The organism is Streptomyces pinistramenti, from assembly GCF_020564935.1.
Taxonomy (GTDB): Bacteria; Actinomycetota; Actinomycetes; order Streptomycetales; family Streptomycetaceae; genus Streptomyces; species Streptomyces pinistramenti.
In genome coordinates, this window is record NZ_JAJCXB010000004.1 from 12,539 (window position 1) to 35,161 (window position 22,623).

Here is a 22,623-nt window from a genome sequence, read left to right on the forward strand (position 1 = left end):
TCAGTCCTCCGCCGCAAGCAGGCCGGCGCGCTTGCGCATCAGCAGGGTGGTGACGCCCATGGCGATGACGAAGAGCACGAGCGAGAGCACGCACGCCGCGCCGGTGTTGAAGTTCTGGAAGCCCAGGGAGTAGACGAGCTGGGGGACGGTGAGGGTGGAGTGGTCCGGGTAGCCGGGCTGGATCACCGTGCCGGGGCCGAAGGTGATGCCGGAGGCGAGCTTCCCGGCGACCAGCGCCTGCGTGTAGTACTGCATGGTCTGCACGACGCCGGTGACCACGGCGAACATCACGATGGGCGTGATGGCGGGCCAGGTGACGTAGCGGAACTTCCCCCACGCGCCGGCTCCGTCCAGCTCCGCCGCCTCGTACTGCTCCTTGGGCACGTCGAGCAGCGCCGCCATGAAGATCACCATCAGGTCGCCGATGCCCCACAGCGAGAGCATGACCAGTGACGGTTTGGCCCAGTCGGGATCGTTGAACCAGGAGGGCGCGTGGATGCCGATGGCGCCCAGGATCTCGTTGACCGGCCCGGTGCCGGGGTTGAGCAGGAAGACGAAGGCGACGGTCGCGGCGACCGGCGGGGCCAGATACGGCAGGTAGAACGCCGTGCGGAAGAAGCCGACCCCCGACTTGATCTTGGTGACCAGCATGCCGATGCCGAGCCCGAACACCACCCGCAGCGCGACCATCACCACGACCAGCCACAGCGTGTTCCACAGGGCAGGACCGAAGAGCGGCATCTGCGTCAGCACGTATTTCCAGTTCTTGAGCCCGACGAAATCGGGCTGCTCGATCTGGTTGTAGTGCATGAACGAGAAATAGACGGTGGCGATCAGCGGATAGCCGAAGAAGACCGTGAAGCCGACCAGCCAGGGGGAGAGGAAGCCGAGTGTGCGCAGCCGTTCGCGGGTGTGCTTGCGGCGCAGCGCGGGCGCGGGAGGGAGTGCCATGGCGAGGCTCCGTCAGTTCTCGGACTGGAGATTGTCGGCGTCTATCTGCGCGTCGAGCCGGCGCAGTCCCTTGTCGAGGTCGGGGACCTTGCCCGCCTCCACGTCGTACGAGAAGTCCTGAAAGGTGGTGACGTACTGGCCGCCGTTGTTGGAGGGCGGCATCGCGGTGCTGTGCGGGTCCTGCGCGATGTCGATGAAGGTGCGGAACGCCGGATCGGCGTGCAGCTTCGGCGACTTGAGGGCCGCGAACGTCGACGGCACGTTGTGGATGTCGTTGGCGAAACGCACCACCTGATCGGTGTCCACCGTCAGGAACTTCACGAATTCCCAGGCCGCGTTCTGGTGCCGGCTGCTGTGCGCGATGCCGGCGACCGTGCCGGTGAGATAGCCGCGCCCGTACGTGTCCTCCTGGTCGTCGGGTACCGGCAGCGGCGCCGTCCCCCAGTGGAACTTCGCCTTGTCGTCCTTGAGCATCAGGCCACGCCATTCCCCGTCCAGATGCATCGCCACCCGCTGCGTCAGAAACGCGCTCTGCGAGGACATTTCCTCACCGAATTGGGAGCGGAACTTCTCAAGCGCTGCATAACCGCCCTGCTCCTTGATCAGCGCCAGCTGGGTCTCGTAGAACTGCTTGCTGCGCGGGTCCTTCGCCAGCGCGGCTTTGCCCTTGCTGTCGAAGTATTTCGGGCCCCACTGCCCGAAGAACCGGTCCGGACTGTTCTCGTACAGACGGAAGTTGGGCATGAATCCGACCCGCTTGTACGAGCCGTCCTGGTGCCGATCGGTGAGCTTGGCCGCGTCCCGCCGGAATTCCGACATCGTCCGCGGCGGCCGCTTGATCCCGGCTTCCTCGAACGCGTCCTTGTTGTAGTACAGGCCGAAGGAGTCGGCCAGCAGCGGCAGCGCACACTGCTTTCCCTCGTACTGCGTGTAGTCGAGAAAGGTCTTCGGGAAGACCTTCTCCTTCTGCACACCCGTCTTCTTCATGAACGGGTCGAGATCCGCCCACGTCCCCGACGAGCAGTACTGCCCGACATTGTTGGTGGTGAACGACGACACCACGTCGGGCGCGTCGTCCCCGCCGGCCCGCAGCGACTGGTTCATCGTCTCGTCGGTGACATTACCGACGGACTTCACCTTGATGTTGGGGTGAAGTTTCTCGAAGCGGGCGATGCTGTCGTTGACCGCCTTCACCTCCGCCCGATCCGACCAGCCGTGCCAGAACTTCAGCGTGACCGGCTTCGTCGGATCGTCACGGTCGCTGCCGACACTCGGATTGGCGCAGCCCGAGACCAGCAGCCCGGCGCCGGCCAGCGCCACGGACAGGCAGATGCGCATGCGCGGCAGCGGCATGGCGTACTTCCTTTACGGCAGGGGGAGTTGACGTGGTGCGGCAAGAGCGGAGGTGCGGACGTGCGGGGGCGTGCCCGACCCGGAAGGCGGGGCGGGCAGGTACGGGGATGCGGCCGTCAAGCCGTGTCGAAGACGACATCGCGGGCGGCGGCGAGCGCCGTGCGCAGCGCGCCCGTGAGGATCGGGTTTCCGTCGAGACGGCTGATGCGCAGCTCGGGCCGTGGCAGCGCGAGCCCGGTGAACTCCTCCTCGACCAGCTGCCGCAGCGCTTCCCCGCCCGCCTGCGCGACCTCGCCCGACAGCACCACGAGACGCGGGTCGACGACGGCCACCACGGCGGCGATGCCGGTGGCGAGCCGGCGCGCCACCTCGGCCCGTACGTCCTCGTGACGCAGCGCCTCCGCGACGGTGTGCACGTCGGCGGATCCGTACTGCCGCGCCAGTTCCACCACGCTCGGCGAGCCGACCAGCCGCTGGAAGCCGCCGCCGCCGTCCGGCTGCGCCGCGCTGCGGTCGCCGCCGCGGGCCAGCGGCGCGCCGGGCAGCGGCATGTAGCCGACCTCGCCCGCGCCGCCGGTGGCGCCGCGCAGCAGCTGGCCGTCCAGCACGATGGCGGCGCCGACCCCCTCGTCGGCCCACAGCAGCACGAAGTCGTCGAAGTCCTGTGCGGCGCCGTCGTGTTGCTCGGCGACGGCCGCCAGATTCACGTCGTTCTCGATCACGATCGGCGTGCCCAGCACCTCGGCCAGCTCCTCCTGGAGCGCCCTGGAGTGCCAGCCCGGCAGATGGGGCGCGTAGCGCAGCACTCCGGTCTGCGGATCCAGCGCGCCCGGCGTGCCGATCACCGCGCCGTGCAGCGCCTCCCGCCCAAGCCCTGCCTCGACGAGCGCGCCGTCGACGGCAGCCGCCACCAGTTGCGCGGTCCGGTGCGGCACGTTCTCGGCCACCGCGTCCGTACCGACCCGCGCCCGACCGCGCACCTCCCCGGCGATGTCGGCCACGGCCGCCGTGATCCCCTCCTGATCCACGGCGAGCGCGACGACCTGTGCCGCGCACGGATCGACCTCGTACAGCTGGGCGTTGGGCCCCGGCCGCCCGGTCACGTTCCCGGTCGTACGCACAAGGCCGACGGCCTCCAGCCTGGCCAGCAACTGCGAGGCGGTCGGCTTCGAAAGGCCGGTCAGCTCGCCGACCTGGGTGCGGGTCAACGGCCCCTGCGAGACGAGGAGATCGAGGGCGGCCCGGTCGTTCATGGCCCGCAACACCCGGGGCGTCCCGGGCATCCCCTGTACTCCCTGCCCCGCTCCTGCCATGACCGCCCACGCCCCGTCCCCGGCGTTCCTCCCGGACCGCCGCGCCGTCTGTTAGGAAACTTTCCAATCGGTGACAGGAAGGTAGGTCGTGGGCCGGTGAGCCGTCAATGGTTTCGGCGGGTCGACTTTGCGCGTGCGCCCCCCGCAAAAGGCCCGCGCGCCACGGGGTACGTGGCGCGCGGGCCTTCGGGCCTGTTCCGGGTGGGCTCAGCTCGTGAACCCGTCCCCCTTGACGACCGTCACGAACGCCGACCAGCCGGCGGCGGCGAAGACGAGCGCGGGACCTGCCGGGTTCTTGCTGTCGCGGACGGGGACGATGCCGGGGTGGCCGTCGGCCACCTCGATGCAGCTGCCGCCTTCGCCGTTGCTGTAGCTGCTCTTGCGCCAGCGCGCGGTGCTCAGCTCGTTCTGGTTCATCGTCTGTAGTCCTCCGCCGCCGATTCGATCAGGGCCAGGGACGCCTCCGGCGATAGTGCGGCGACCCTGAGCAGATCGTAGGCACGCTGGGCCCGCTTCACCACAGCCGGATCATCCAGCAGCGTTCCCGAAAACGAGGTCTCTGTATAGGCAGTTGGCGGCGCATCGTCGAACTCCAGGAGCGTCAGCATCCCGCTCATGGACGCATGGGCTCCTGCCGCGTGCGGGAGTACTACCACCACGACGTTGCGTTCCCGCACCAGCGTGGCGATGTGCTCCAACTGCTCTGCCATCGCGGCACGCCCGCCAGCTGGCGTACGAATCGTGTTCTCGTGCAGGACCACCCAATACTCGGGGCGTGCAGCGTCCTGCAGTATGGTCGCCCGCTCCAGCCGTGCCGTCACCATCCCCTTCACGTACGCGTCGGTGACGAACGGGTTCGCCGCGATCGTGACGGCTCGCGCGTACGCGGCGGTTTGCAGGAGCCCCGGAACCACGGTGGGTGCGAACTCGCAGATCTTGGTCGCCAGCGTCTCCAACTCCGCCATCTGCGCAAAGTAATCCGCATACCGCTTGTCGTCGATCAGCTTGCGCCAGGTCCGTTCGAAAAAGCCCTCGGTTTGTAGAACTTCATCGATCCGGATCGCCACGTCCAACTGCGGGCGGCGAATCGCCTGCTCGAACTGGCCGATGTAGCCGCCGGATACGAATACCAGGAGCCCCAGGCCGTCCTGGGTGAGGCCCGCGTTCTCTCTCCGCCGCTTCAATTCCGTGCCGAAGAACTCCCAGGCGGCCTGTTGTTGGCTGCTCCGTGGACCTTTGGCCATGGCCTACTCCCTTTCTCCGTACGGCAGTTGCGGTGTGCCGCTCGTCGCAGAGCCTAGTTCCGTACGGGCGCGCTGCGCATGCGAACGGGGACCGGACACACGAAAAGGCCCCCACGCCACGAACTCCGTGACGTGAGGGCCTTTTCCGGCTTCCCGGCGGCTATTTGCCCAACTGCGGCGGCGCTATCGGTTGCGACGCCTTGGACTGGGGGGAATCCGGATTGTTGAGTGCGGACGGGGCGGACATCGAGGCGGCCGGGTCGGGGATTTCCTCGGGCTCGTCCCCGGGGGCCGGGCGCGGGGCGAGGCGGATGTCGGCGCCGTCCAGCGCCCGCTTGATCCGCCAGCGCAGCTCGCGCTCGATGCCGGGTGCCTTGCCCGGCATGGTCTTGCCCGAGACGCTGATGGTGACCGTGTCGAGGTGCACCTCGCTCAGGCCGAGGACCTCGACCGGCTCCCACAGCTGCTCGTTCCACGGCTCGGCCTTGGACATCTCGTCGCCGGTCGCGGTGATGATCTCGCGGGCGCGGTCCAGGTCCTGGTCGGCGGCGAGCAGCACGTCGACATGGGCGGTGGACCAGCCCTGGCTGAGGTTCCCGATCCGCTTGACCTCGCCGTTGCGGATGTACCAGATGGCGCCGTTGGGGCCGCGCAGCTTGGTCACCCGCAGGCCGACCTCGATGACCGTGCCGGTGGCCACCCCGGCGTCGATCTCGTCTCCGACGCCGTACTGGTCCTCCAGGATCATGAAGACGCCGGAGAGGAAGTCCGTGACGAGGTTGCGGGCGCCGAAGCCGATGGCCACACCCGCCACACCCGCGCTCGCCAGCAGCGGCGCCAGGTTGATCTTGAGTACCGACAGCACGGTCAGCGCGGCCGTCCCCATGATGACGAAGGAGGCGACGCTGCGCAGCACCGAACCGATCGCCTCGGATCGCTGGCGGCGCCGCTCGGCGTTCACCAGGAGGCCGCCGAGCGCGGTGCCCTGGGCGGCGGTCGCGGTGCGGTTCATGCGGTCGATGAGGCGGGTGATGGTGCGGCGTATCACATGCCGGAGCACCACCGCGATCACGATGATCAGCACGATCTGGAGCCCGGACGTGAGCCACGTCCCCCAGTTGTCCTGCACCCAGCCGGCGGCGTTGGTGGCCTTCTCCGTGGCGTCGTCGAGCGAGGTCGGGCCGGATGAGCCGGGAGTTGCGGCGCTGTACGGCGCGGCGGCGACCGGCGAGGCGGACCAGTACACAGCAGAACCTTCCGTGTCGGGAGATCGGCCCGGACCGTGGTGATGCCCCCGGGGGCCGGGCAGACCCACCACACTAACGGGGCAACGGGTGTGACTCGCGCCCCTGTTCGAGCCGGGCGGTCCTATGACGGCCTGAAAGAGGGGGAAGTAACACCACGTGGCGGGAACTGAAGGGGTGTGGTGGAAAACACCTCAAGGCCGTTACCCGGTCATGGTGGCGCCGTGACCAGGCACCGGGGGACACTGTGGAGAGATCGTCCCGGCGCGAGCCACGCGCCGCCGGCGTACAAGGAGGCACCCGTGCCGCACGTCCTGGTCCTCAACGCGTCGTACGAGCCGCTCGGCGTCGTACCGCTCCGCCGCGCGCTCATCCTCGTACTCAATGAGAAGGCTGTGAGCCTTGAGGAGTCCGGCGCCCTGATGCACAGCGCGACCCATGTCATTCCGGCTCCGAGCGTGGTCCGCCTGAAGCGGTTTGTGCGGGTGCCCTTTCGCGGCCCCGTTCCGCTGACCCGCCGGGCGCTCTTCGCCCGTGACGGCGGGCGCTGTATGTACTGCGGTGGCGTCGCAACCAGCGTCGACCACGTCATCCCGCGCAGCCGCGGAGGCCAGCACACCTGGGAGAACGTCGTCGCCGCCTGCCGCCGCTGCAACCACGTCAAGGCCGACCGCCATGTCGCCGAGATCGGCTGGCGGCTGCGGCACCAACCCGCCCCGCCGTCCGGTCTCGCGTGGCGGATCATCGGCACGGGGCACCGGGATCCGCGCTGGTTGCCGTATTTGCAGCCGTACGGCGCGGATGACGCCCTGGCCCGGATCAACGCCGTATCGGCATAGATCCGGGCTTTCGCATATCCGGACGTGTATCCGCAGGTCACCGCCTGGACGGGGGTGGGCAGCTCCTCATGGGGCGGCCCACCCCCGTTTCGTGTTTCCGCGGCCTGTCAAGTGGTCGGCGCGGGGGCGCGGTTCGGGTGCGCGGCGGGCGGGGGAGGGGCGGGCGAGTCCCCGCAGGACTTGCCGTCCGATGTCCGTTTTGCCGGTACTCTCTCCGTCGGTCATGGGGCCGGGCAGCGAAATCGCCTGCCGCGAGCTAATGTGATGTGGGTCACGCTTGGTGGGTGATTGCGTCTGCGTCCGGGTCCAATGGGTAGGCCAGACGTGTCCCACTACCGATGAACGGGAGGCCCCCGTGGCCGCATCCGCTCAGTTGCTCCTCGACGCCCTGTCCTCCAAACCGGAGGACGGCGGGCCGCTGGAGCCCGATCTGTTCGACGGGGTCTCCGACCCCGATTCCGGCATGGAAGGCTCCGGGTCCTTCAGCTTCGTCGAGCCTCCCCTGACCAGCGAGCCCCCGCTCGCCGACGCCGCCCCGCTGACCAGCGAGGTGCCCATCTCCGCCGAGCTGCCGCTGACCAGCGAGCCCACCGCCGCGGGCCTGGGCACGGAGTCCATGCAGGTCTGACGCCCCCGGCCTGCGTGGCCCGCGAGGCCGCCGGGCCGCACGGCGTGCCGCCATCGCGGGCACCCGCGCCGGGCCGCTCCGCGCCCCCGGGTGACGCCGCAGGGCCCTCGCGCCCGTGCCGCATCCGCCGCCACGCCCCCGCATCCGCTCCGGTCCGCCGCACCGTCCGTGTACGTCGTACTTCTGGCGGAGTCTTCGCGAGCTGACGCCCTTGGGGCTGTTGGCCGGCACGATGTCGGTGAATGCCTTTCGTCGGTACTTGGTGACGAAGCCAAGTGGACGTGCAGCTTATGGGCGACGTGACGGCCGGTGCGTACATCGGGATTCGGATTCCAGCGCGGTGCCATGAGCCAAAGGCAGCAGCGTGGCGGTTGTGAGCGAACACGGCCTGGGGAAGCGGTGGTTCGGGCATCGCGCCCGCCTGGAACTGTCCCCTGTGTGTCAGTTCAAGGTCGACGCTCAGGCGCACGCCGTCCGTACGATGCGGAATCCCCTCCACGCGTGGTGGCGGATGACGCCGAAGGAAGAGCGGACGCTCGCGAGCGCGGATGCCGCGATCCGCCGGGCCCGTAAGGACATCGACTTCCTCGCAGTGCTCCCGGCCCAGGCCGCGCAAGCCGTGTTGAAGACGTATTTCCAGGCGTGGAAGAACTGCTGGCACCGCCGCTGGGGCATGACCGGCATCCCCAAGGTGGGCCGCGTCAGGTTCCGCTGGACCCAAGACCTCCCCGTGGGCAGGCACTCCAGCAAAGAGAACCGCATCACCGGCGCGCGGCTGGTAGAAGACGCGCTCGGCCGGCACATCGCATTCCGCGTCCAGACCCTCGAAGCGAAGCCCGATCCTCATCAGGGGCCGGAAGCCGGCATCGACGTGGGCGTCACCGTGCCCATCGCCTTGTCGGACGGCAGCACCAAGAACCACGGCGAGTGGCTGACCAAGCGGGAGCAGTCCGCGCTCTTGCGACTGGAGCGGCGCGGCGCCCAGTGAAGGGAGGAGAGCGCTTCAAGAGCTGTTCACCCGGTACGCGTGCGCGGGGTCACCGTGCTCGCCGCCCGCGGGCGTCCGCACGTCCAGCCGCCTTCGCTGCGTCTGAGCCGGACTGCGGCCGCGGACAGGGGCCGTTGACAGACCCCGGGCGCGCGGCCCGGCGGGGCGTCCGATACGTTGACTTCGTGAGCAACAAGGTCAAGAAGAATGCCCTGCGCGCCGGAACCATCACGGCCGGCACCGCGCTGATGCTGCTGATGTCGTCCCCCGCGTTTGCGCTCACCCGCGACGATGGTGACGACCCGGGTCCGGGTCTGAGTGTGATCCAGACGCTCGGCCTCTATGTCGCTGCGCCCATCGTTCTTTTCCTGGTCATCGCCGGGCTGGTCATGGCGGGCGACAAGTCCCGCAAGCAGACCAAGTCCAAGGGCTGACACCGGGCACACGCGACGCCTTCAGGGCGCCTATCGGTTCGATCGAACCGATAGGCGCCCTTTGTCGTTCCCCGCCCGTAAAAGGGGCGCTATCAGGGGTTTTGTGGGGTCCAGACGTTTAACCCGCTCTAACCTACGATGCCGTAACCTACGGAGCCGTAGGTCGTACTTACGGTCCCGTAGGTCATCGTCGTCCCCTGGAGTACCCCCCGTGACCATCGCCACCGCCCGCCTTGACGGAGAGCGCGGCCAGACCGCATGGAGTGACGCCCATCTCCTCTACGCGCTCGAAGAGGTCGTCGAGAAGGAACTGAACCGGCACCTGAAGGTCGCCAAGGAATGGATGCCCCACGAGTACGTGCCGTGGAGCGACGGCCGGAACTTCGACGGCGTCATGGGCGGCGAAGCCTGGGCGCCCGAGCAGTCCAAGGTCACCGACATCGGCCGCACCGCTCTCGTGGTCAACCTCCTCACCGAGGACAACCTCCCCAGCTACCACCACGAGATCGCCAGCCTCTTCGGCCGCGACGGCGCCTGGGGCACCTGGGTGCACCGCTGGACCGCCGAGGAGGGCCGGCACGGCATCGTGATGCGCGACTACCTCCTCACCAGCCGCGCGGTGGACCCCGTCGAGCTGGAGCGCTTCCGCATGGCACACATGTCGGAGGGGTTCGAGTCCGACAACAGCCACAGCATGCTGCACTCGGTCGCGTACGTCGCCTTCCAGGAGCTGGCCACCCGGATCTCGCACCGCAACACCGGCCACCACTCCGGCGACCCGGTCTGCGACCGGATGCTGTCCCGGATCGCCACCGACGAGAACCTCCACATGGTCTTCTACCGCAACCTCCTGGGCGCGGCCTTCGAGCTGGCGCCCGACCAGACCATGTGCGCCGTACGCGACGTCGTCACCGGCTTCCGGATGCCGGGCCACGGTATGCCCGGCTTCGAGCGGGCCGCGGCGCGGATGGCCATCGGCGGGATCTACAACCTGCGGATCCACCACGACGACGTGCTCCAGCCGGTGCTGCGCTACCTCAAGGTGCTGGAGATCGGCGGCCTCGGCCCGGCCGGGCTCGCGGCCCAGGAGGAGCTGGGGCTGTTCATGGGCGGCCTGGACGACCAGGCGCGCAAGTTCGACGAGCGGCGTGCGGCCCTGCTCGCCCGCCGCGCCGCCCGGAGCTGATCCCCCTCCGGCGACCGTGACTGTTCATTTCTACTGAACGGAATCGCCGGAATTTTTCGATGGACCTGATGGGTCGAGGACTGCCACGGTGGGTGGACACCCCACCGACCGAGAGGAAACCGTGGCAGTCCTGGAGCGGGCCCGCACACACCGCAGTTCATCGGCGCAGGGCGCAGGGCTCGCGCTCGCCCTGACCGCGACCGTCGTCTGGTCGGGCAACTTCGTCATCGCCCGCGCCCTGCACGACACCGTGCCGCCCGTCCAGACCGCGTTCTGGCGCTGGGTCATCGCGCTGCTCGCCGTCGCGCCGTTCACCCTCCCGCAGGTCCGCAGGCAGTGGCCGGCCGTCCGCCGGCACCTCGGATACCTCGCGGCCGCCGCCCTGTTGGGCGTCGCCCTCTTCAACACGCTGATCTACCAAGCCGGACGCAGCACATCGGCCACCAACATGGCCATGATCGCGGCCGCTTCCCCCATGCTGATCGCCCTCTTCGACCTCGTCGGACGCCGCCGCGGCACCGCCGCCGAGCCGCTCGGCCGCCGCCGGATCGCCGGCATGGTGCTCGCCCTGGCCGGCGTGCTCACCCTCGTCGGCAACGGCTCACCCACCGCGATCCTGCACCTCGACTTCGCCGCAGGCGACCTGTGGATGCTCGCGGCCACCGCCGCCTTCGCCGGCTACAGCGCCCTGCTGCGCCGCCGCCCCGACGGCATCGGCCAACTCGCCTTCCTCTTCACGACCTTCGCGCTCGGCGCCGCGATGCTGCTGCCCGTCTACGGGGTCAGCCTCGCCGTCGAAGGCGGCTTCACGCCCACCGCAGGCACCGTCGGGCCGCTCCTCTACATCGGCGTGCTCTCATCCGCCGTCGCCTTCTTCACGTGGAACAAGGCCATCGCGCTGGTGGGCGCCGCGCGGGCCGGTGTCGTCTACTACCTCCAGCCGGTCTGCGTGGCGCTGCTGTCGGCGGCCGTCCTGGGCGAATCCATCGGCACCGTCCAGGCGGTGTGCACGGCGCTGATCGTGGCCGGGGTGGCGCTGGGGGCCGCGGGCGGCCGGCGGTGAGGCCGCCACCGGGTGCGTACGCTGCCCGCATGGCCGACTGGGACATCAAAAAGCTGCGCATCCTGCGCACTCTCCACGAGCTGGGCACGGTCACCGCGACCGCCGAGGCGCTGCACATGACGCCGTCGGCCGTCTCGCAGCAGCTGACCGGCCTCGCCAAGGCGCTCGGCGTGCCGCTCCTGGAGGCCCACGGGCGGCGGGTCCGGCTGACCGACGCCGCGCAGCTGGTGCTGCGGCACGCCGACGCGGTCTTCGCACAGCTGGAGCGGGCCGACGCCGAACTCCTCGGCTACCTCCAGGGCGAGGCGGGCCGGGTCCGGGTCGGCGCGTTCTCCACCGCGATCCCCGCGCTGGTCGTCCCGGCCGTGCAGGAGCTGCGCCGCAGCCATCCGGGGCTTTCGGTCGTGGTGCGGGAGGCGGAGGCGGAGGCGGCGTACGAGCTGCTGGCCGAGGGCAGCGTCGACCTGGCGCTGTCGCTCGCCGCGCACGCCCCGACGCCCCGCGACCCCAGATTCAGCCGGATCTCACTGCTCGCCGACCCGCTGGACGTGGCGCTGCCGGCCGGCCATCCGCTGGCCGCCGAGCCGGGCCTGCGGCTCGCCGACCTGTCGGGCGAACCCTGGATCTTCGGCAGCAGCGGCCCGTGGTCGCACATCACCACCACCGCCTGCGAGAGCGCCGGATTCGTCCCCGAGCAGGCGCACGCGGCGGCCGACTGGAGCGCGATCCTGGCGATGGTCGCGGCGGGCATGGGCGTCGCGCTGGTGCCGCGGATGGCGATGGCGGGCGGCATCGGCGCCGCGCTCGGCCGGGGTGAGCGCGACGGCTCCCGGGTCGTGCTGCGGGTGCTGCACGCGGACCAGCCGCGCCGCCACGTGGTGGCCGCCGCGCGGCGCGGCTCCGAAGGGGCGCCGGGACCGGCCCGGGTGCTGGCCGCGCTCCGGCAGGCCGCCGAAACCGTTCAGTCCAGCTGAACATCCACCTCAAGAACTTTCGATGGACCTGCGGGATGGCGGCTGCGACCGTGGAGTGGTCCCCAGCACGCAGATCACGGCGAAAGGCAGAAATGACCACCACCCCGGCCGACTCCACCGATCCGCACGCCAACGACGCCGACCCGTACGGCGGCGGCGACCCGTACGCCGACTACCGCGGCGGGGACTTCCCCTTCACCTCGCTCGTCGACCTCGCCGACCGCCGCTTCGGCGCCGGCGTGATCGCCGCGAACGACGAGTTCTTCGCCGAGCGCGAGAACCTGCTGAAGCCGGGCCCCGCGGTCTTCGACCCCGAGCACTTCGGCCACAAGGGCAAGATCATGGACGGCTGGGAGACCCGCCGCCGCCGCGGCGCCGACGGCGAGCACCCCTTCCCCACCGACGACGAGCACGACTGGGCCCTGATCCGCCTCGCCGCCCCCGGCGTCATCCGCGGCATCATCGTCGACACCGCCCACTTCCGCGGCAACTACCCGCAGCAGATCACCGTCGAAGCCACCGCGCTGCCCGGCAGCCCCGGCCCCGACGACCTGCTCGCCGACGGCGTGAAGTGGGAGGAAATCGTCCCGCGCACCCCCGTACGCGGCCATGCCGCCAACGGCTTCGAGGTCACCGCCGAGCGCCGCTTCACGCACCTGCGCCTCAAGCAGCACCCCGACGGCGGCACAGCCCGCCTGCGGGTCCACGGCGAGGTCGTGCCGGACCCGGCGTGGCTGGACGTGCTCGGCACCCTCGACCTGGCATCCGTGATGCACGGCGGCGCCGTCGAGGACGCGTCCGACCGCTTCTACTCCTCGCCCACCCAGATCATCCAGCCCGGCCTGTCCCGCAAGATGGACGACGGATGGGAGAACCGCCGCCGCCGCGTCAAGGGCACCAACGACTGGGTCCGCTTCCGCCTCGCCGCCCAGGGCGAGATCCGCGCCGTCGAGATCGACACCGCCTACCTCAAGGGCAACTCCGCGGGCTGGGCCGCCCTTTACGGCTGCGACGGCACCCCGGACGACGCCGGCTCCTGGTTCGAGATCCTGCCCCGCACCAAGCTCCAGCCCGACACCCCGCACCGCTTCACGCTGCCCGCTGCCGTCACCGCCACCCACATCAGGCTCGACGTCTTCCCCGACGGCGGCCTCGCCCGGATGCGGGTGCACGGCAGTCTCACCGAGGCGGGCCGCGCCGCCCTCGGCCGCCGCTTCACCGCGCTCGGCGGCTGACCCCGGGCCACCGACCCGCCCGGCGGGCGGCCGCGCCTGACGCCCACCCGCCGGGCGGCTTCACCTGCGAAGGGCGCCCGCGGCCAACCGGCCACGGGCGCCCCCGCGTTGACGAACCCGCCGGACGTCAGCCCGCTGCCGCGTCCGCCGCCTGCGCCTTGAGCGCCCGCTCGATGCTCGCGCGCGACTCGGTGACCAGCCGCCGCAGCGCCGCACTCGGCTGGGCCGCCGCCAGCCACCCGTCCGTCGCGTCCAGCGTTTCCTGCGCGACCTGCACCGCCGGGTACAGGCCCACCGCGATCTGCTGCGCCATCTCGTGGCTGCGCGCGTCCCAGACGCCCTTGACCACGTCGAAGTACCGCGCGGTGTAAGGCGCCAGCAGCTCCCGCTGGTCGGACTGCACGAAGCCGCCGATGACGGCCTCCTGCACGGCGTTGGGCAGCGTGTCCGACGTGACGACGGACGCCCACGCCTCGGCCTTCGCCTCCGCCGTCGGCCGCGCCGCCCGCGCCGTGGCCGCATGCCGCTCGCCCGCCGAGGTCTTGTCCCGCTCCAGCTCGGCGGCGATGGCCTTCTCGTCCGCCCGGCCGGTGGCCGCGAGCCGCTGGAACAGCGTCCAGCGCAGCTCGGTGTCGACCGCGAGCCCGTCCACCGACTCGGTGCCGTCCAGCAGCCCCTGGAGCACGTCGAGCTGCTCGCCGGTACGGGCCACGGCGGCGAACGCGCGGGCCCACGCCAGCTGGTGGTCGCTGCCCGGGGCCGCGGCCCGCAGGTGCTCAAGTGCCGCGTCGGTCCACAGCGCCAGGCCGGTGTCACGCCAGTCGGGCGCCGCGAACAGGTCGAGCGCCAGCTTCACCTGGCGGTGCAGCGACTGCACGACGCCGATGTCCGACTCCTTGCCGATGCCGGACAGCACCAGCGACAGGTAGTCACGGGTGGCCAGTTCGCCGTCGCGCGTCATGTCCCACGCGGACGCCCACGACAGGGCGCGCGGCAGCGACTCGGTGAAGTCGCCGAGGTGCGCGGTGACGGTCTTCAGCGACTCCTCGTCGAGGCGGACCTTGGCGTACGACAGGTCGTCGTCGTTCAGCAGGATCACCGCGGGCCGCGCGGTGTCCTTCGGGAACGGCACCTCGGTCAGCTCGCCGTCCACGTCCAGCTCGATGCGGCTGGTGCGGACGAGCTTGCCGTCCTGGTGGTCGTAGCAGCCGATCGCGATGCGGTGCGGCCGCAGCACCGGTTCGCCGGTCGCGCCGGTCGGCAGCGCGGGCGCCTCCTGGCGGACCGCGAACGAGGTGACGTGGCCGGCCGCGTCGACCTCGATCTCCGGGCGCAGGATGTTGATGCCCGCGGTCTGGAGCCACTTCTTCGACCAGGTCTTCAGGTCACGGCCGCTGGTCTCCTCCAGCGCGCCCAGCAGGTCGCTGAGCCGGGTGTTCCCGTAGGCGTGCGCCTTGAAGTACGCCTGGACGCCCTGGAAGAAGGCGTCCATGCCGACGTAGGCCACCAGCTGCTTGAGCACCGAAGCGCCCTTGGCGTAGGTGATCCCGTCGAAGTTGACGAGCACGTCGTCCAGGTCACGGATCTCGGCCATGATCGGGTGCGTCGACGGCAGCTGGTCCTGCCGGTAGGCCCAGGTCTTCATGGAGTTGGCGAACGTGGTCCAGGAGTGCGGCCACTTGCTGCCCGGCGCGTACGCCTGGCAGGCGATCGAGGTGTAGGTGGCGAACGACTCGTTCAGCCACAGGTCGTTCCACCACTCCATGGTGACCAGGTCGCCGAACCACATGTGCGCCAGCTCGTGCAGGATCGTCTCCGCGCGCACCTCGTACGCCGCGTCCGTCACCTTCGAGCGGAAGACGTACTGGTCGCGGATGGTCACCGCGCCCGCGTTCTCCATCGCACCGGCGTTGAACTCCGGCACGAAGAGCTGGTCGTACTTGGCGAACGGGTAGGCGTAGTCGAACTTCTCCTGGAACCAGTCGAAGCCCTGCCGGGTGACCGCGAAGATCTCCTCCGCGTCCAGGTGCTCGGCCAGCGAGGGACGGCAGTAGATGCCCAGCGGCACCGACCTTCCGTCCGTGCCTTCCCAGGCGCTGTGCACGCTGTGGTACGGGCCGACGATCAGCGCCGTGACGTACGTCGAGATCCGCGGCGTCGGCGCGAAGTGCCAGATGTTGTCGCGCGGCTCGGGCGTCGGCGAGTTGGAGATCACCGTCCAGCCCTCCGGGGCCTTGACGGTGAACTCGAACGTCGCCTTCAGGTCCGGCTGCTCGAAGCTGGCGAACACCCGGCGGGCGTCCGGCACCTCGAACTGCGTGTAGAGATACGCCTGTTCGTCGACCGGGTCGACGAAGCGGTGCAGCCCCTCACCGGTGTTGGTGTACGCGCAGTCCGCGATGACCCGCAGCTCGTTGCGGCCGGCCCGCAGGCCGGTCAGCGCGATCCGCGAGTCCTGGAAGACCTCGGCCGGATCCAGCGCCACACCGTTGAGCTGCACCTCGTGCACGGCCGGGGCCACCAGGTCGATGAACGAGTCGGCACCCGCATCGGCGGAGTCGAAGCGCACCGTGGTCGCGGACCGGTAGGTGCCCCCCTCCTGCGCGCCGGAGAGGTCGAGGTCGATCTCATACGCGTCCACGGTCAGCAGCCGCGCCCGCTGCTGCGCCTCGTCGCGGGTCAGGTTCGTGCCAGGCACCAGGTCATCTCCTCGTAAGCGTCCTTGTATGCGGCGTTACGCCAGTCTTCCACGGTGGGCAGTTCCGGCGCGGACCAGTTCTCGGGAGACGGGCTCACCAATGAGGCGCGGTGAAATCTTCCTGGTCGATCACGAGCCGGCGCGGGGGAGCGAGGTCAACAAGGCCCGTCCGGCGGTGATCGTCTCCAATGACGGCGCCGACGCGGTCGTGGACCGGACCGGGCGAGGTGTGGTCACCCTTGGTGCCCCTGACGATGAACGTGTCCCGCGTCCATCCCTTCCAGGTGCTGCTCCCCGCTGCCGAGTGCGGTCTGGTGAAGGACTCCAAAGTGCAGGGTGAGCAGGTGCGGGCGCTGAGCCTGGAGCGGCTGGTGCGACGCATCGGCGCGGTCCCCCGGCAGCGCATGGCGGAGATCGACGTGGCGCTGCGCCGCCATCCGGCGCTCTGAGCGCCTCCTACGACAGGGCGGGCGGAACCGGTGCCTACCGGTTCCGCCCGCCCTGTGCCGGGATGCGGCGCCGATCAGCCCCGCAGCTCCGCCGCGACCAGCTCCGCGATCTGGACGGCGTTCAGCGCCGCGCCCTTGCGGAGGTTGTCGTTGGAGACGAACAGCGCGAGACCGTTCTCGGCCGTCTCGTCCTCGCGGATGCGGCCCACGAACGCCGCGTCCTGGCCCGCGGCCTGGAGCGGGGTCGGCACGTCGGAGAGGGTGACGCCGGGGGCGCCGGCCAGCAGCTCCTGGGCACGGGCTGCGCTGAGGGGGCGCGCGAAACGGGCGTTGATCTGGAGCGAGTGACCGGTGAAGACCGGTACCCGCACGCAGGTGCCGGAGACCTTCAGGCCGGGGATGTCGAGGATCTTGCGGCTCTCGTGGCGGAGCTTCTGCTCCTCGTCGGTCTCGTTCAGGCCGTCGTCGACGATCGAGCCGGCCATCGGCAGCACGTTGAACGCGATCGGGCGGACGTACTTGTCGGGCTCGGGGAACTCCACGGCCGCGCCGTCGTGCGTCAGCTTGGCGGCGTCCTGCTCGATCGCCTTGCGGGCCTGCCCGTCCAGCTCCTCGACGCCGGCCAGACCGCTGCCGGACACCGCCTGGTAGGTGGAGACGACCAGCGAGAGCAGGCCGGCCGCGTCGTGCAGCGGACGCAGCACCGGCATCGCGGCCATCGTCGTGCAGTTCGGGTTGGCGATGATGCCCTTGGGGCGCTCGGTGATCGCGGCGGGGTTCACCTCGGAGACGACCAGCGGGACCTCGGGGTCACGGCGCCAGGCGGAGGAGTTGTCGATCACGACGGGGCCCGCGGCGGCGACCTTGGGCGCCAGCGCCTTGGAGGTCGAGCCGCCGGCCGAGAACAGCACGATGTCCAGTCCTGAGAAGTCGGCGGTGGCCGCGTCCTCGATCGTGATCTCGGTGTCCTGCCAGGGCAGCGTGCGGCCGGCGGACCGGGCCGAAGCGAACAGGCGCAGCTGCTCGACCGGGAAGTTCCGCTCGGCGAGAATGCCCCGCATCACGCCGCCGACCTGTCCGGTGGCTCCGACGATTCCGATCCTCATGGGACTCCTTCTTCCTCATCCTGACATGGGTGCTTCCTGGGAACACCTGCTCAGAAGCGCACCCATCATGTGTGTGAAGCACGTCGCTTTGTCCAATCCATTCCCCTTGGCGGACGGCACGACCGCAGCCCGCGAAGATCGGCAGGGAAGGCCGGACCGCGGCTTGACCGGTGTCCGGAGGGCCCCTACGTTCCCGAGGGGCGGCGCGGCCGTATCCGCGGCGGCGCGGAACCGCCCCAGGGGACGGGGAGAGTCATGACGGGGAGCGGGCCATACCACGAGGGGGAGCGGGCGGTGCAGCGCCGCGCCGGGGAGACGGAGCGGGCCGAGCGCATCGGGCGCACCATCGGCAGCGGCCTCGGCGACATCGCCGCCGTCTTCCTCGGCCTCCAGACCCAGTTGGTGATCGCCGCGGCCGACGGCGCGGGCCGGCTGTGGTGCTCGCAGCTCACCGGCCCGCCCGGCTTCCTGCGGGCCACCGGCCCGCACTCCCTGTCCGTCGCGGCCCGCCCGCCCGAAGGCGACCCGCTCGCGGCGGCGCTCACCGCAGGACCGCTGCCGCTCGGCACCCTCGCCCTTGACCCGCGCACCCGCCGCAGACTCCGGCTCAACGGAACGGCCGGGCCCACCCCGCGCGGCCTCGCGCTGGACACCGGCCAGGTCTTCCCCAACTGCCCGGCCCGGCTGAGCCCCCGCAGACCGCTGCCGCCCGCGGCCCCCGAGGAGCCCGGCGCCCGTACGGCACGTACCCGGCGGGGGACGGCGCTGACCGAGGCGCAGCGGCGTACGGTCGCCGCCGCCGACACCTTCTACCTCGCCACCGCCGACCCCGCGGGCGCCGCCGACGCGGGCCACCGCGGCGGCCCGCCCGGCTTCGTCATCACCGCCTCTCCCACCCGGCTGACCTGGCCCGACCGTCCCGGGAACGCGATGTTCGCCGCGCTGGGCAACCTGGAGGTGCGCCCGCAGGCCGGGCTGCTGTTCGCCGACTGGGCCACCGGCGATCTGCTCCAGCTGACCGGCCGGGCCCGCACCGACTGGTCGGCCGCACGGCTGGCCGCCTTCCCCGGCGCCCGGCGGGTCATCGACTTCGACGTGACGGCGGTGGTGGCGACCGCCGCGGGCAGCCCGCTGCGCTGGAGCGATCCGGTGCCGCAGGCCCGGCCCGGTTCGTAGGACACGGGCAGCGCAGGCCCGGCCCGGCTCGTAGCGGCCCGCGCCGGATGGGTGCCCCGCTACCCCGGCAGATGAACTCCCGGTGACCCGCGCCCACCGGCCGGCGCAGCACCCCGTGACCGCCCGGTGGCTCCGTGATCCCTGTGCGGTGATGGGCCACGGGCGTTGCGGTGGCGTTCACGTCCAGGTCATCCCCGCTGCCAACGATCCCCAGTGACAAGGCAGTTGTGCTGCCGGCCGCCTTCGCGTACGCACTCGGGGAGTTCGCGCATGTCCCGTATACGGTCCGCCGCCTCCGCTCTCGACCGCCGTGCCTTCCTCGCCGCCACCGGAGCCGCCGGGGCCGCCGCCGGCCTCGGCCTCGCCTTCGGCGGCGGCGAACGGCCGGCCGCCGCCGCCACACCGGCGCCGGGCCCGGCCCCCGCCGCGCCCGTACCGGTCGACGCGCCCGCCGTCCCCGGCGTCCCGTACACCCGGGGCACCACCCTCGCCGGTGTGGCCACCCCGCGCGGCACGGGCTACCGCCGGCTCGCCGAAGGCCCGGCCTGGCAGCGGCTGGTCCGCGCCGACCTGGCCGGCGCGCACCGGGGCCGCCAGGACCGGCGCACCGCGCTGGCCTCCTTCGTCCAGTTCACCGACCTGCACCTGGTCGACGTGCAGAGCCCGCTGCGCTACGAATACCTGCGCTCCGAGACCGCGAGCGCCTGGCGGCCGCAGGAGGCGCTGTCCGTCGCCGGGGTGGTCTCGCTGATCGAGCGGGTCAACGCGCTGCCCGGCGGCCCGGCCACCGGCGCCCCGCTGTCGTTCGTGATGACCACGGGCGACAACACCGACAACAACTCCCGCCTCGAACTCGGCTGGTTCCTCACCGCCATGAGCGGCGGCCGGATCACCCCCAACTCCGGCGACCCGCGCCGCTACGAAGGCGTCCAGGACAGCGGCCTGCCCCTCTACTGGCAGCCGGACCGCGCGCTGCGCGACGCCGACAAGCAGCGCGGCTTCCCGCACCTGGACGGCTTCCTCGACGCCGCGATCCGCACCCTGCACAGCCCGGGACTGCGGATGCCCTGGTACTCCACCGTCGGCAACCACGACTCGCTGCCCGGCGGCTGCTACGCCCCCGGCGACCCCTTCTTCACCTCCGTCGCCACCGGCGAACGCAAACTGGAGACGCTCCCCGCCGACCGGGCCGCACAGGTCTGGAAGGCCGTCAGGAAGGGCCTCGACCCCAAGGGCGCGGACTTCAAGGCGCTGCTGGCCTCGCAGGCGAAGAAGGCCAGGCAGGTCACCCCCGACGAGCGGCGCGCCCCCTTCACCCGCGCCGAGTACCTCACCGCCCACCTCGACCCCGCGCACACCGGCCCCGGGCCGCACGGCCACGGCTACACCGCCGCCCACCTCGACGGCGACCGGCTGTACTACGCCTTCCGGATCTCCGACGACGTCCTCGGCATCAGCCTGGACACCACCGACCCGGCGGGCCACTACACCGGATCCGTCGGCGCCGGCCAACTCGCCTGGCTGAAGCGGACGTTGCAGGACAACGAGCGGCACGCGAACGCGCACGTCATGATCTTCAGCCACCACACCGGCAGGAGCATGGACAACACCCGCCCCGACCCGTCCCGCCCGGACGAACGGCGGCACACCGGCGCCGAGCTGGTCGACCTGCTCTGTGCCCACCCCTCCGTCGTGGCCTGGATCAACGGCCACAGCCACAAGAACGAGATCGTCCCGCACCCCGGCTTCTGGGAGATCTCCACCGCCTCGCACATCGACTTCCCCCAACTCGCCCGCGTCATCGAGCTGACGGACAACCACGACGGCACCCTGTCCCTGTTCACCACCCTGATCGAGTCGGCCGCACCGGCCAGGACCGACTTCGCCGACCTCTCCCAGACCGGCCTGGCCGCCCTCTACCGCGAGCTGTCCTGCAACACCCCTGGGGCCCGCACGGACCTGGCGGGCGCCCCGGCCGACCGCAACGTGGAACTTCTGCTCCGGCGTGGCTGACCCGCCGCTCCACCGGCCGGGCGCCACGGCGGGAAAAGGGATCGACGCAGCGGCCGGACCCCGCGTTGAGTGGCCGTATGCCAGAACTGCACACCGAGCGCCTCGTACTCCGCCGCTGGCGGGAGAGCGACCTCGCACCCTGGGCGGCGCTGAACGCCGACCCCGACGTCCGCGCCCACCTCGGCGGCCTCCTCACCCGGGAGCAGAGCGACGCCTCGGTGGCGCGCTTCCAGGCCGGGTTCGACGCACGGGGCTACGGCTGGTGGGCCGTCGAAGTGCGCGCCACCGGCGAGTTCATCGGCTTCGCCGGCCTGGACCGGGTGGACGAAGGGCTGCCGTTCGCCGGCGTGGAGGCCGGCTGGCGGCTGGCCCGGACGGCCTGGGGCCACGGCTACGCCACCGAGGCCGGACGCGCCGGCCTGGCCTTCGGCTTCGAGACCCTCGGACTCCCCGAAATCCTTGCGGTGACCACCGCCGACAACCACCGCTCCCAGGCGGTGATGCAACGGCTCGGCATGACCCGGGATCCGGCCGAGGACTTCGACGACCCCGACGCCCCCGAGGGCCCGCTGCGCCGGAACGTGCTGTACCGCATCCGGGCCTGACCCGGCGCGCCCGGAGCCGTACGCCCTAACGCGGCAGCACCACCACATAGGCGCCGGGCTCCCGGTCGGCCGCCGCCATCAGCGCCGTCCGCACCACCACGGCCTGCTCCCGCGGTGACTCGCGCAGCGCGCGCGGTGCGCAGCACACGACCGTGATGCCCAGCCGGTCGAGATGCTCGCGCATGCGGTCCCGGTCCTCGCCCGGCGGATCGTCGTCCCCGTGCGGCGCCACGGTGTCGATCTCCAGGGCCACCGAGTGCTCAGGCCAGTACGCGTCCACGCTGCCCAGGTGCGGGCCGCCCGGCATCCGCAGATCGACGTTCCACACCGGGTCGGGCAGCCCGTGGGCGGCCACCATCGCGTAGAGCTGCTGCTCGGCCACCGCCCGCCCCTCGGCCAGCAGCGCGTCCACCGCGTCCGCCACCTGTGGCTTGGCCGTCAGCCCGGCCCGCTCCAACTCCTCCAGTACCGCGGCCGCTTCGCCGTGCCCTTCGCGCACCGCGCAGGTCAGCAGCCGCCGGACCGACGCCGCGTCGGACAGCTGCCCCACGGCGTCCGCCAGCGCCCGCGGGACCGGCGCCACCGGCAGCCCGGTGACCTCGTCGGGGACCGGCAGCTCGGCGGACCGTACGACCCGCGCGAAGCCCGCCGAGCGCAGCCGCCGGGTGCGGGCCACCAGGACATCGATGCGCTCCAGGGCCGACAGCGGGGGAGCGACCGTCAGGCCGTGCAGGGCGAGCGCCGCGAAACCGGTGATCATCACCTCGGGCGCCGGGCGCTCACCGCCGCCCTGGCAGGGCACGGAAGGCCCGCGCTGCGCCGCGTACAGCAGCACCGCGCGCAGCCGCTCTTCGGAGGTCGGTGGCCCCTGATGCAGCAGATGGACGCCGGGCAGGACCTGCTGCCAGGGGCCGCCGGGCCGGCAGTGCTCGGTGGCCTCGGCGGCCGATACGCCCCGCTCACGCAGCTGGCGCGTGGTCAGCACCCGGCACGGGGCGTCGGTGAGGGGGAGCGGGGAGCGCGGGCTTTCGTCGGTCATGACCCGCACCTTCCCGCCCCCGCTCCGTCCGCTAACCGTTGTTACACACCCGTGGCAGGACCAGGACAACTCTGTTCTTGAGTAC

At 71.2% G+C, this 22,623-nt stretch carries 22 protein-coding genes; 13 read left to right on the forward strand and 9 right to left on the reverse strand.

Annotated features, from left to right (window positions below):
• From LIU39_RS04445 to LIU39_RS04470, 6 genes are all read right to left on the reverse strand, one after another.
• Positions 1–951, reverse strand: a complete 951-nt coding sequence (locus LIU39_RS04445) for a carbohydrate ABC transporter permease (RefSeq protein WP_227044830.1) — start codon at positions 949–951, stop codon at positions 1–3.
• A 12-nt stretch (positions 952–963) separates the two neighbouring features.
• Positions 964–2,304 carry an ABC transporter substrate-binding protein gene (locus tag LIU39_RS04450; protein WP_227044831.1) on the reverse strand — a complete coding sequence of 447 codons (1,341 nt, stop codon included), beginning with the start codon at positions 2,302–2,304 and terminating at the stop codon, positions 964–966.
• A 116-nt stretch (positions 2,305–2,420) separates the two neighbouring features.
• Positions 2,421–3,557: an ROK family transcriptional regulator gene (locus tag LIU39_RS04455; protein ID WP_227045199.1), complete on the reverse strand. Its 1,137-nt coding sequence runs from the start codon at positions 3,555–3,557 to the stop codon at positions 2,421–2,423.
• Positions 3,558–3,824: 267 nt separating this feature from the next.
• Entirely contained in the window at positions 3,825–4,034 is a 210-nt protein-coding gene (locus LIU39_RS04460) for a DUF397 domain-containing protein (RefSeq protein WP_227044834.1), read from the reverse strand.
• Positions 4,031–4,861, reverse strand: a complete 831-nt coding sequence (locus LIU39_RS04465; protein ID WP_227044835.1) for a helix-turn-helix domain-containing protein — start codon at positions 4,859–4,861, stop codon at positions 4,031–4,033. Before LIU39_RS04465 ends, LIU39_RS04460 begins: the two co-directional genes overlap by 4 nt.
• A gap of 160 nt (positions 4,862–5,021) precedes the next feature.
• Positions 5,022–6,107 carry a mechanosensitive ion channel family protein gene (locus tag LIU39_RS04470; RefSeq protein WP_227044837.1) on the reverse strand — a complete coding sequence of 362 codons (1,086 nt, stop codon included), beginning with the start codon at positions 6,105–6,107 and terminating at the stop codon, positions 5,022–5,024.
• 300 nt (positions 6,108–6,407) lie between these two features.
• On the opposite strand from LIU39_RS04470, the gene LIU39_RS04475 reads away from it, so the two are divergent.
• From LIU39_RS04475 to alc, 8 genes are all read left to right on the forward strand, one after another.
• Positions 6,408–6,944, forward strand: a complete 537-nt coding sequence (locus LIU39_RS04475; RefSeq protein WP_227044839.1) for an HNH endonuclease — start codon at positions 6,408–6,410, stop codon at positions 6,942–6,944.
• Between the two features lie 355 nt (positions 6,945–7,299).
• Entirely contained in the window at positions 7,300–7,572 is a 273-nt protein-coding gene (locus LIU39_RS04480; RefSeq protein ID WP_227044840.1) for a hypothetical protein, read from the forward strand.
• A 373-nt stretch (positions 7,573–7,945) separates the two neighbouring features.
• Positions 7,946–8,560, forward strand: coding sequence for a nuclease/transposase family protein (locus tag LIU39_RS04485; protein WP_505016419.1), 615 nt, complete (start codon positions 7,946–7,948; stop codon positions 8,558–8,560).
• Positions 8,561–8,745: 185 nt separating this feature from the next.
• Positions 8,746–8,994: a hypothetical protein gene (locus LIU39_RS04490; RefSeq protein WP_227044842.1), complete on the forward strand. Its 249-nt coding sequence runs from the start codon at positions 8,746–8,748 to the stop codon at positions 8,992–8,994.
• A 211-nt stretch (positions 8,995–9,205) separates the two neighbouring features.
• On the forward strand, positions 9,206–10,180 hold the full coding sequence (locus tag LIU39_RS04495) for an acyl-ACP desaturase (RefSeq protein WP_227044844.1): 975 nt from the start codon (positions 9,206–9,208) through the stop codon (positions 10,178–10,180).
• 121 nt (positions 10,181–10,301) lie between these two features.
• Positions 10,302–11,243, forward strand: coding sequence for a DMT family transporter (locus LIU39_RS04500; protein WP_372463806.1), 942 nt, complete (start codon positions 10,302–10,304; stop codon positions 11,241–11,243).
• Positions 11,244–11,272: 29 nt separating this feature from the next.
• On the forward strand, positions 11,273–12,217 hold the full coding sequence (locus tag LIU39_RS04505) for a LysR family transcriptional regulator (protein ID WP_227044846.1): 945 nt from the start codon (positions 11,273–11,275) through the stop codon (positions 12,215–12,217).
• A 92-nt stretch (positions 12,218–12,309) separates the two neighbouring features.
• Positions 12,310–13,452 carry an allantoicase gene (gene alc, locus LIU39_RS04510; RefSeq protein WP_227044848.1) on the forward strand — a complete coding sequence of 381 codons (1,143 nt, stop codon included), beginning with the start codon at positions 12,310–12,312 and terminating at the stop codon, positions 13,450–13,452.
• Positions 13,453–13,579: 127 nt separating this feature from the next.
• On the opposite strand, the gene pepN is transcribed toward alc, so the two are convergent.
• A complete protein-coding gene (pepN, locus tag LIU39_RS04515; RefSeq protein WP_227044851.1) occupies positions 13,580–16,150 on the reverse strand; it encodes an aminopeptidase N in 2,571 nt (856 codons plus the stop codon).
• Positions 16,151–16,250: 100 nt separating this feature from the next.
• Between pepN and LIU39_RS04520 the strand changes: the two genes are divergently transcribed.
• Complete coding sequence (locus LIU39_RS04520) at positions 16,251–16,490, forward strand: type II toxin-antitoxin system PemK/MazF family toxin (RefSeq protein WP_264482389.1); 240 nt, start codon at positions 16,251–16,253, stop codon at positions 16,488–16,490.
• Positions 16,393–16,599 (forward strand): type II toxin-antitoxin system PemK/MazF family toxin, encoded by a 207-nt coding sequence (locus LIU39_RS34800; protein ID WP_308409343.1) that lies wholly within the window; start codon positions 16,393–16,395, stop codon positions 16,597–16,599. Before LIU39_RS04520 ends, LIU39_RS34800 begins: the two co-directional genes overlap by 98 nt.
• Before the next feature lie 74 nt (positions 16,600–16,673).
• On the opposite strand, the gene LIU39_RS04525 is transcribed toward LIU39_RS34800, so the two are convergent.
• Positions 16,674–17,705 (reverse strand): aspartate-semialdehyde dehydrogenase, encoded by a 1,032-nt coding sequence (locus LIU39_RS04525; protein ID WP_227044853.1) that lies wholly within the window; start codon positions 17,703–17,705, stop codon positions 16,674–16,676.
• Between the two features lie 294 nt (positions 17,706–17,999).
• Here LIU39_RS04525 and LIU39_RS04530 point away from each other — a divergent pair, with 294 nt between their 5' ends.
• The 3 genes from LIU39_RS04530 (at position 18,000) to LIU39_RS04540 (ending at position 21,499) form a co-directional block, all read left to right on the forward strand.
• Positions 18,000–18,881, forward strand: coding sequence for a pyridoxamine 5'-phosphate oxidase family protein (locus LIU39_RS04530; protein ID WP_227044854.1), 882 nt, complete (start codon positions 18,000–18,002; stop codon positions 18,879–18,881).
• Positions 18,882–19,151: 270 nt separating this feature from the next.
• Positions 19,152–20,894 (forward strand): TIGR03767 family metallophosphoesterase, encoded by a 1,743-nt coding sequence (locus tag LIU39_RS04535; RefSeq protein ID WP_227044857.1) that lies wholly within the window; start codon positions 19,152–19,154, stop codon positions 20,892–20,894.
• Between the two features lie 77 nt (positions 20,895–20,971).
• Positions 20,972–21,499 carry a GNAT family N-acetyltransferase gene (locus LIU39_RS04540; RefSeq protein WP_227044859.1) on the forward strand — a complete coding sequence of 176 codons (528 nt, stop codon included), beginning with the start codon at positions 20,972–20,974 and terminating at the stop codon, positions 21,497–21,499.
• Positions 21,500–21,524: 25 nt separating this feature from the next.
• Here LIU39_RS04540 and LIU39_RS04545 read toward each other — a convergent pair whose 3' ends face one another.
• Complete coding sequence (locus LIU39_RS04545) at positions 21,525–22,538, reverse strand: hypothetical protein (RefSeq protein WP_227044861.1); 1,014 nt, start codon at positions 22,536–22,538, stop codon at positions 21,525–21,527.
• Between the last annotated feature and the right edge of the window lie 85 nt (positions 22,539–22,623).

What these genes read in the sequence shown, in the direction of transcription:
- LIU39_RS04465 (WP_227044835.1), bottom strand. Translation starts at nt 4,861, where the DNA reads ATGGCCAAAGGTCCACGGAGCAGCCAACAACAGGCCGCCTGGGAGTTC.
- LIU39_RS04445 (WP_227044830.1), bottom strand. Translation starts at nt 951, where the DNA reads ATGGCACTCCCTCCCGCGCCCGCGCTGCGCCGCAAGCACACCCGCGAA.
- LIU39_RS04535 (WP_227044857.1), top strand. Translation starts at nt 19,152, where the DNA reads ATGTCCCGTATACGGTCCGCCGCCTCCGCTCTCGACCGCCGTGCCTTC.
- LIU39_RS04455 (WP_227045199.1), bottom strand. Translation starts at nt 3,557, where the DNA reads ATGAACGACCGGGCCGCCCTCGATCTCCTCGTCTCGCAGGGGCCGTTG.
- alc (WP_227044848.1), top strand. Translation starts at nt 12,310, where the DNA reads ATGACCACCACCCCGGCCGACTCCACCGATCCGCACGCCAACGACGCC.
- LIU39_RS04545 (WP_227044861.1), bottom strand. Translation starts at nt 22,538, where the DNA reads ATGACCGACGAAAGCCCGCGCTCCCCGCTCCCCCTCACCGACGCCCCG.
- LIU39_RS04460 (WP_227044834.1), bottom strand. Translation starts at nt 4,034, where the DNA reads ATGAACCAGAACGAGCTGAGCACCGCGCGCTGGCGCAAGAGCAGCTAC.
- LIU39_RS04540 (WP_227044859.1), top strand. Translation starts at nt 20,972, where the DNA reads ATGCCAGAACTGCACACCGAGCGCCTCGTACTCCGCCGCTGGCGGGAG.
- LIU39_RS04520 (WP_264482389.1), top strand. Translation starts at nt 16,251, where the DNA reads ATGAGGCGCGGTGAAATCTTCCTGGTCGATCACGAGCCGGCGCGGGGG.
- LIU39_RS04505 (WP_227044846.1), top strand. Translation starts at nt 11,273, where the DNA reads ATGGCCGACTGGGACATCAAAAAGCTGCGCATCCTGCGCACTCTCCAC.
- LIU39_RS04450 (WP_227044831.1), bottom strand. Translation starts at nt 2,304, where the DNA reads ATGCCGCTGCCGCGCATGCGCATCTGCCTGTCCGTGGCGCTGGCCGGC.
- LIU39_RS04525 (WP_227044853.1), bottom strand. Translation starts at nt 17,705, where the DNA reads ATGAGGATCGGAATCGTCGGAGCCACCGGACAGGTCGGCGGCGTGATG.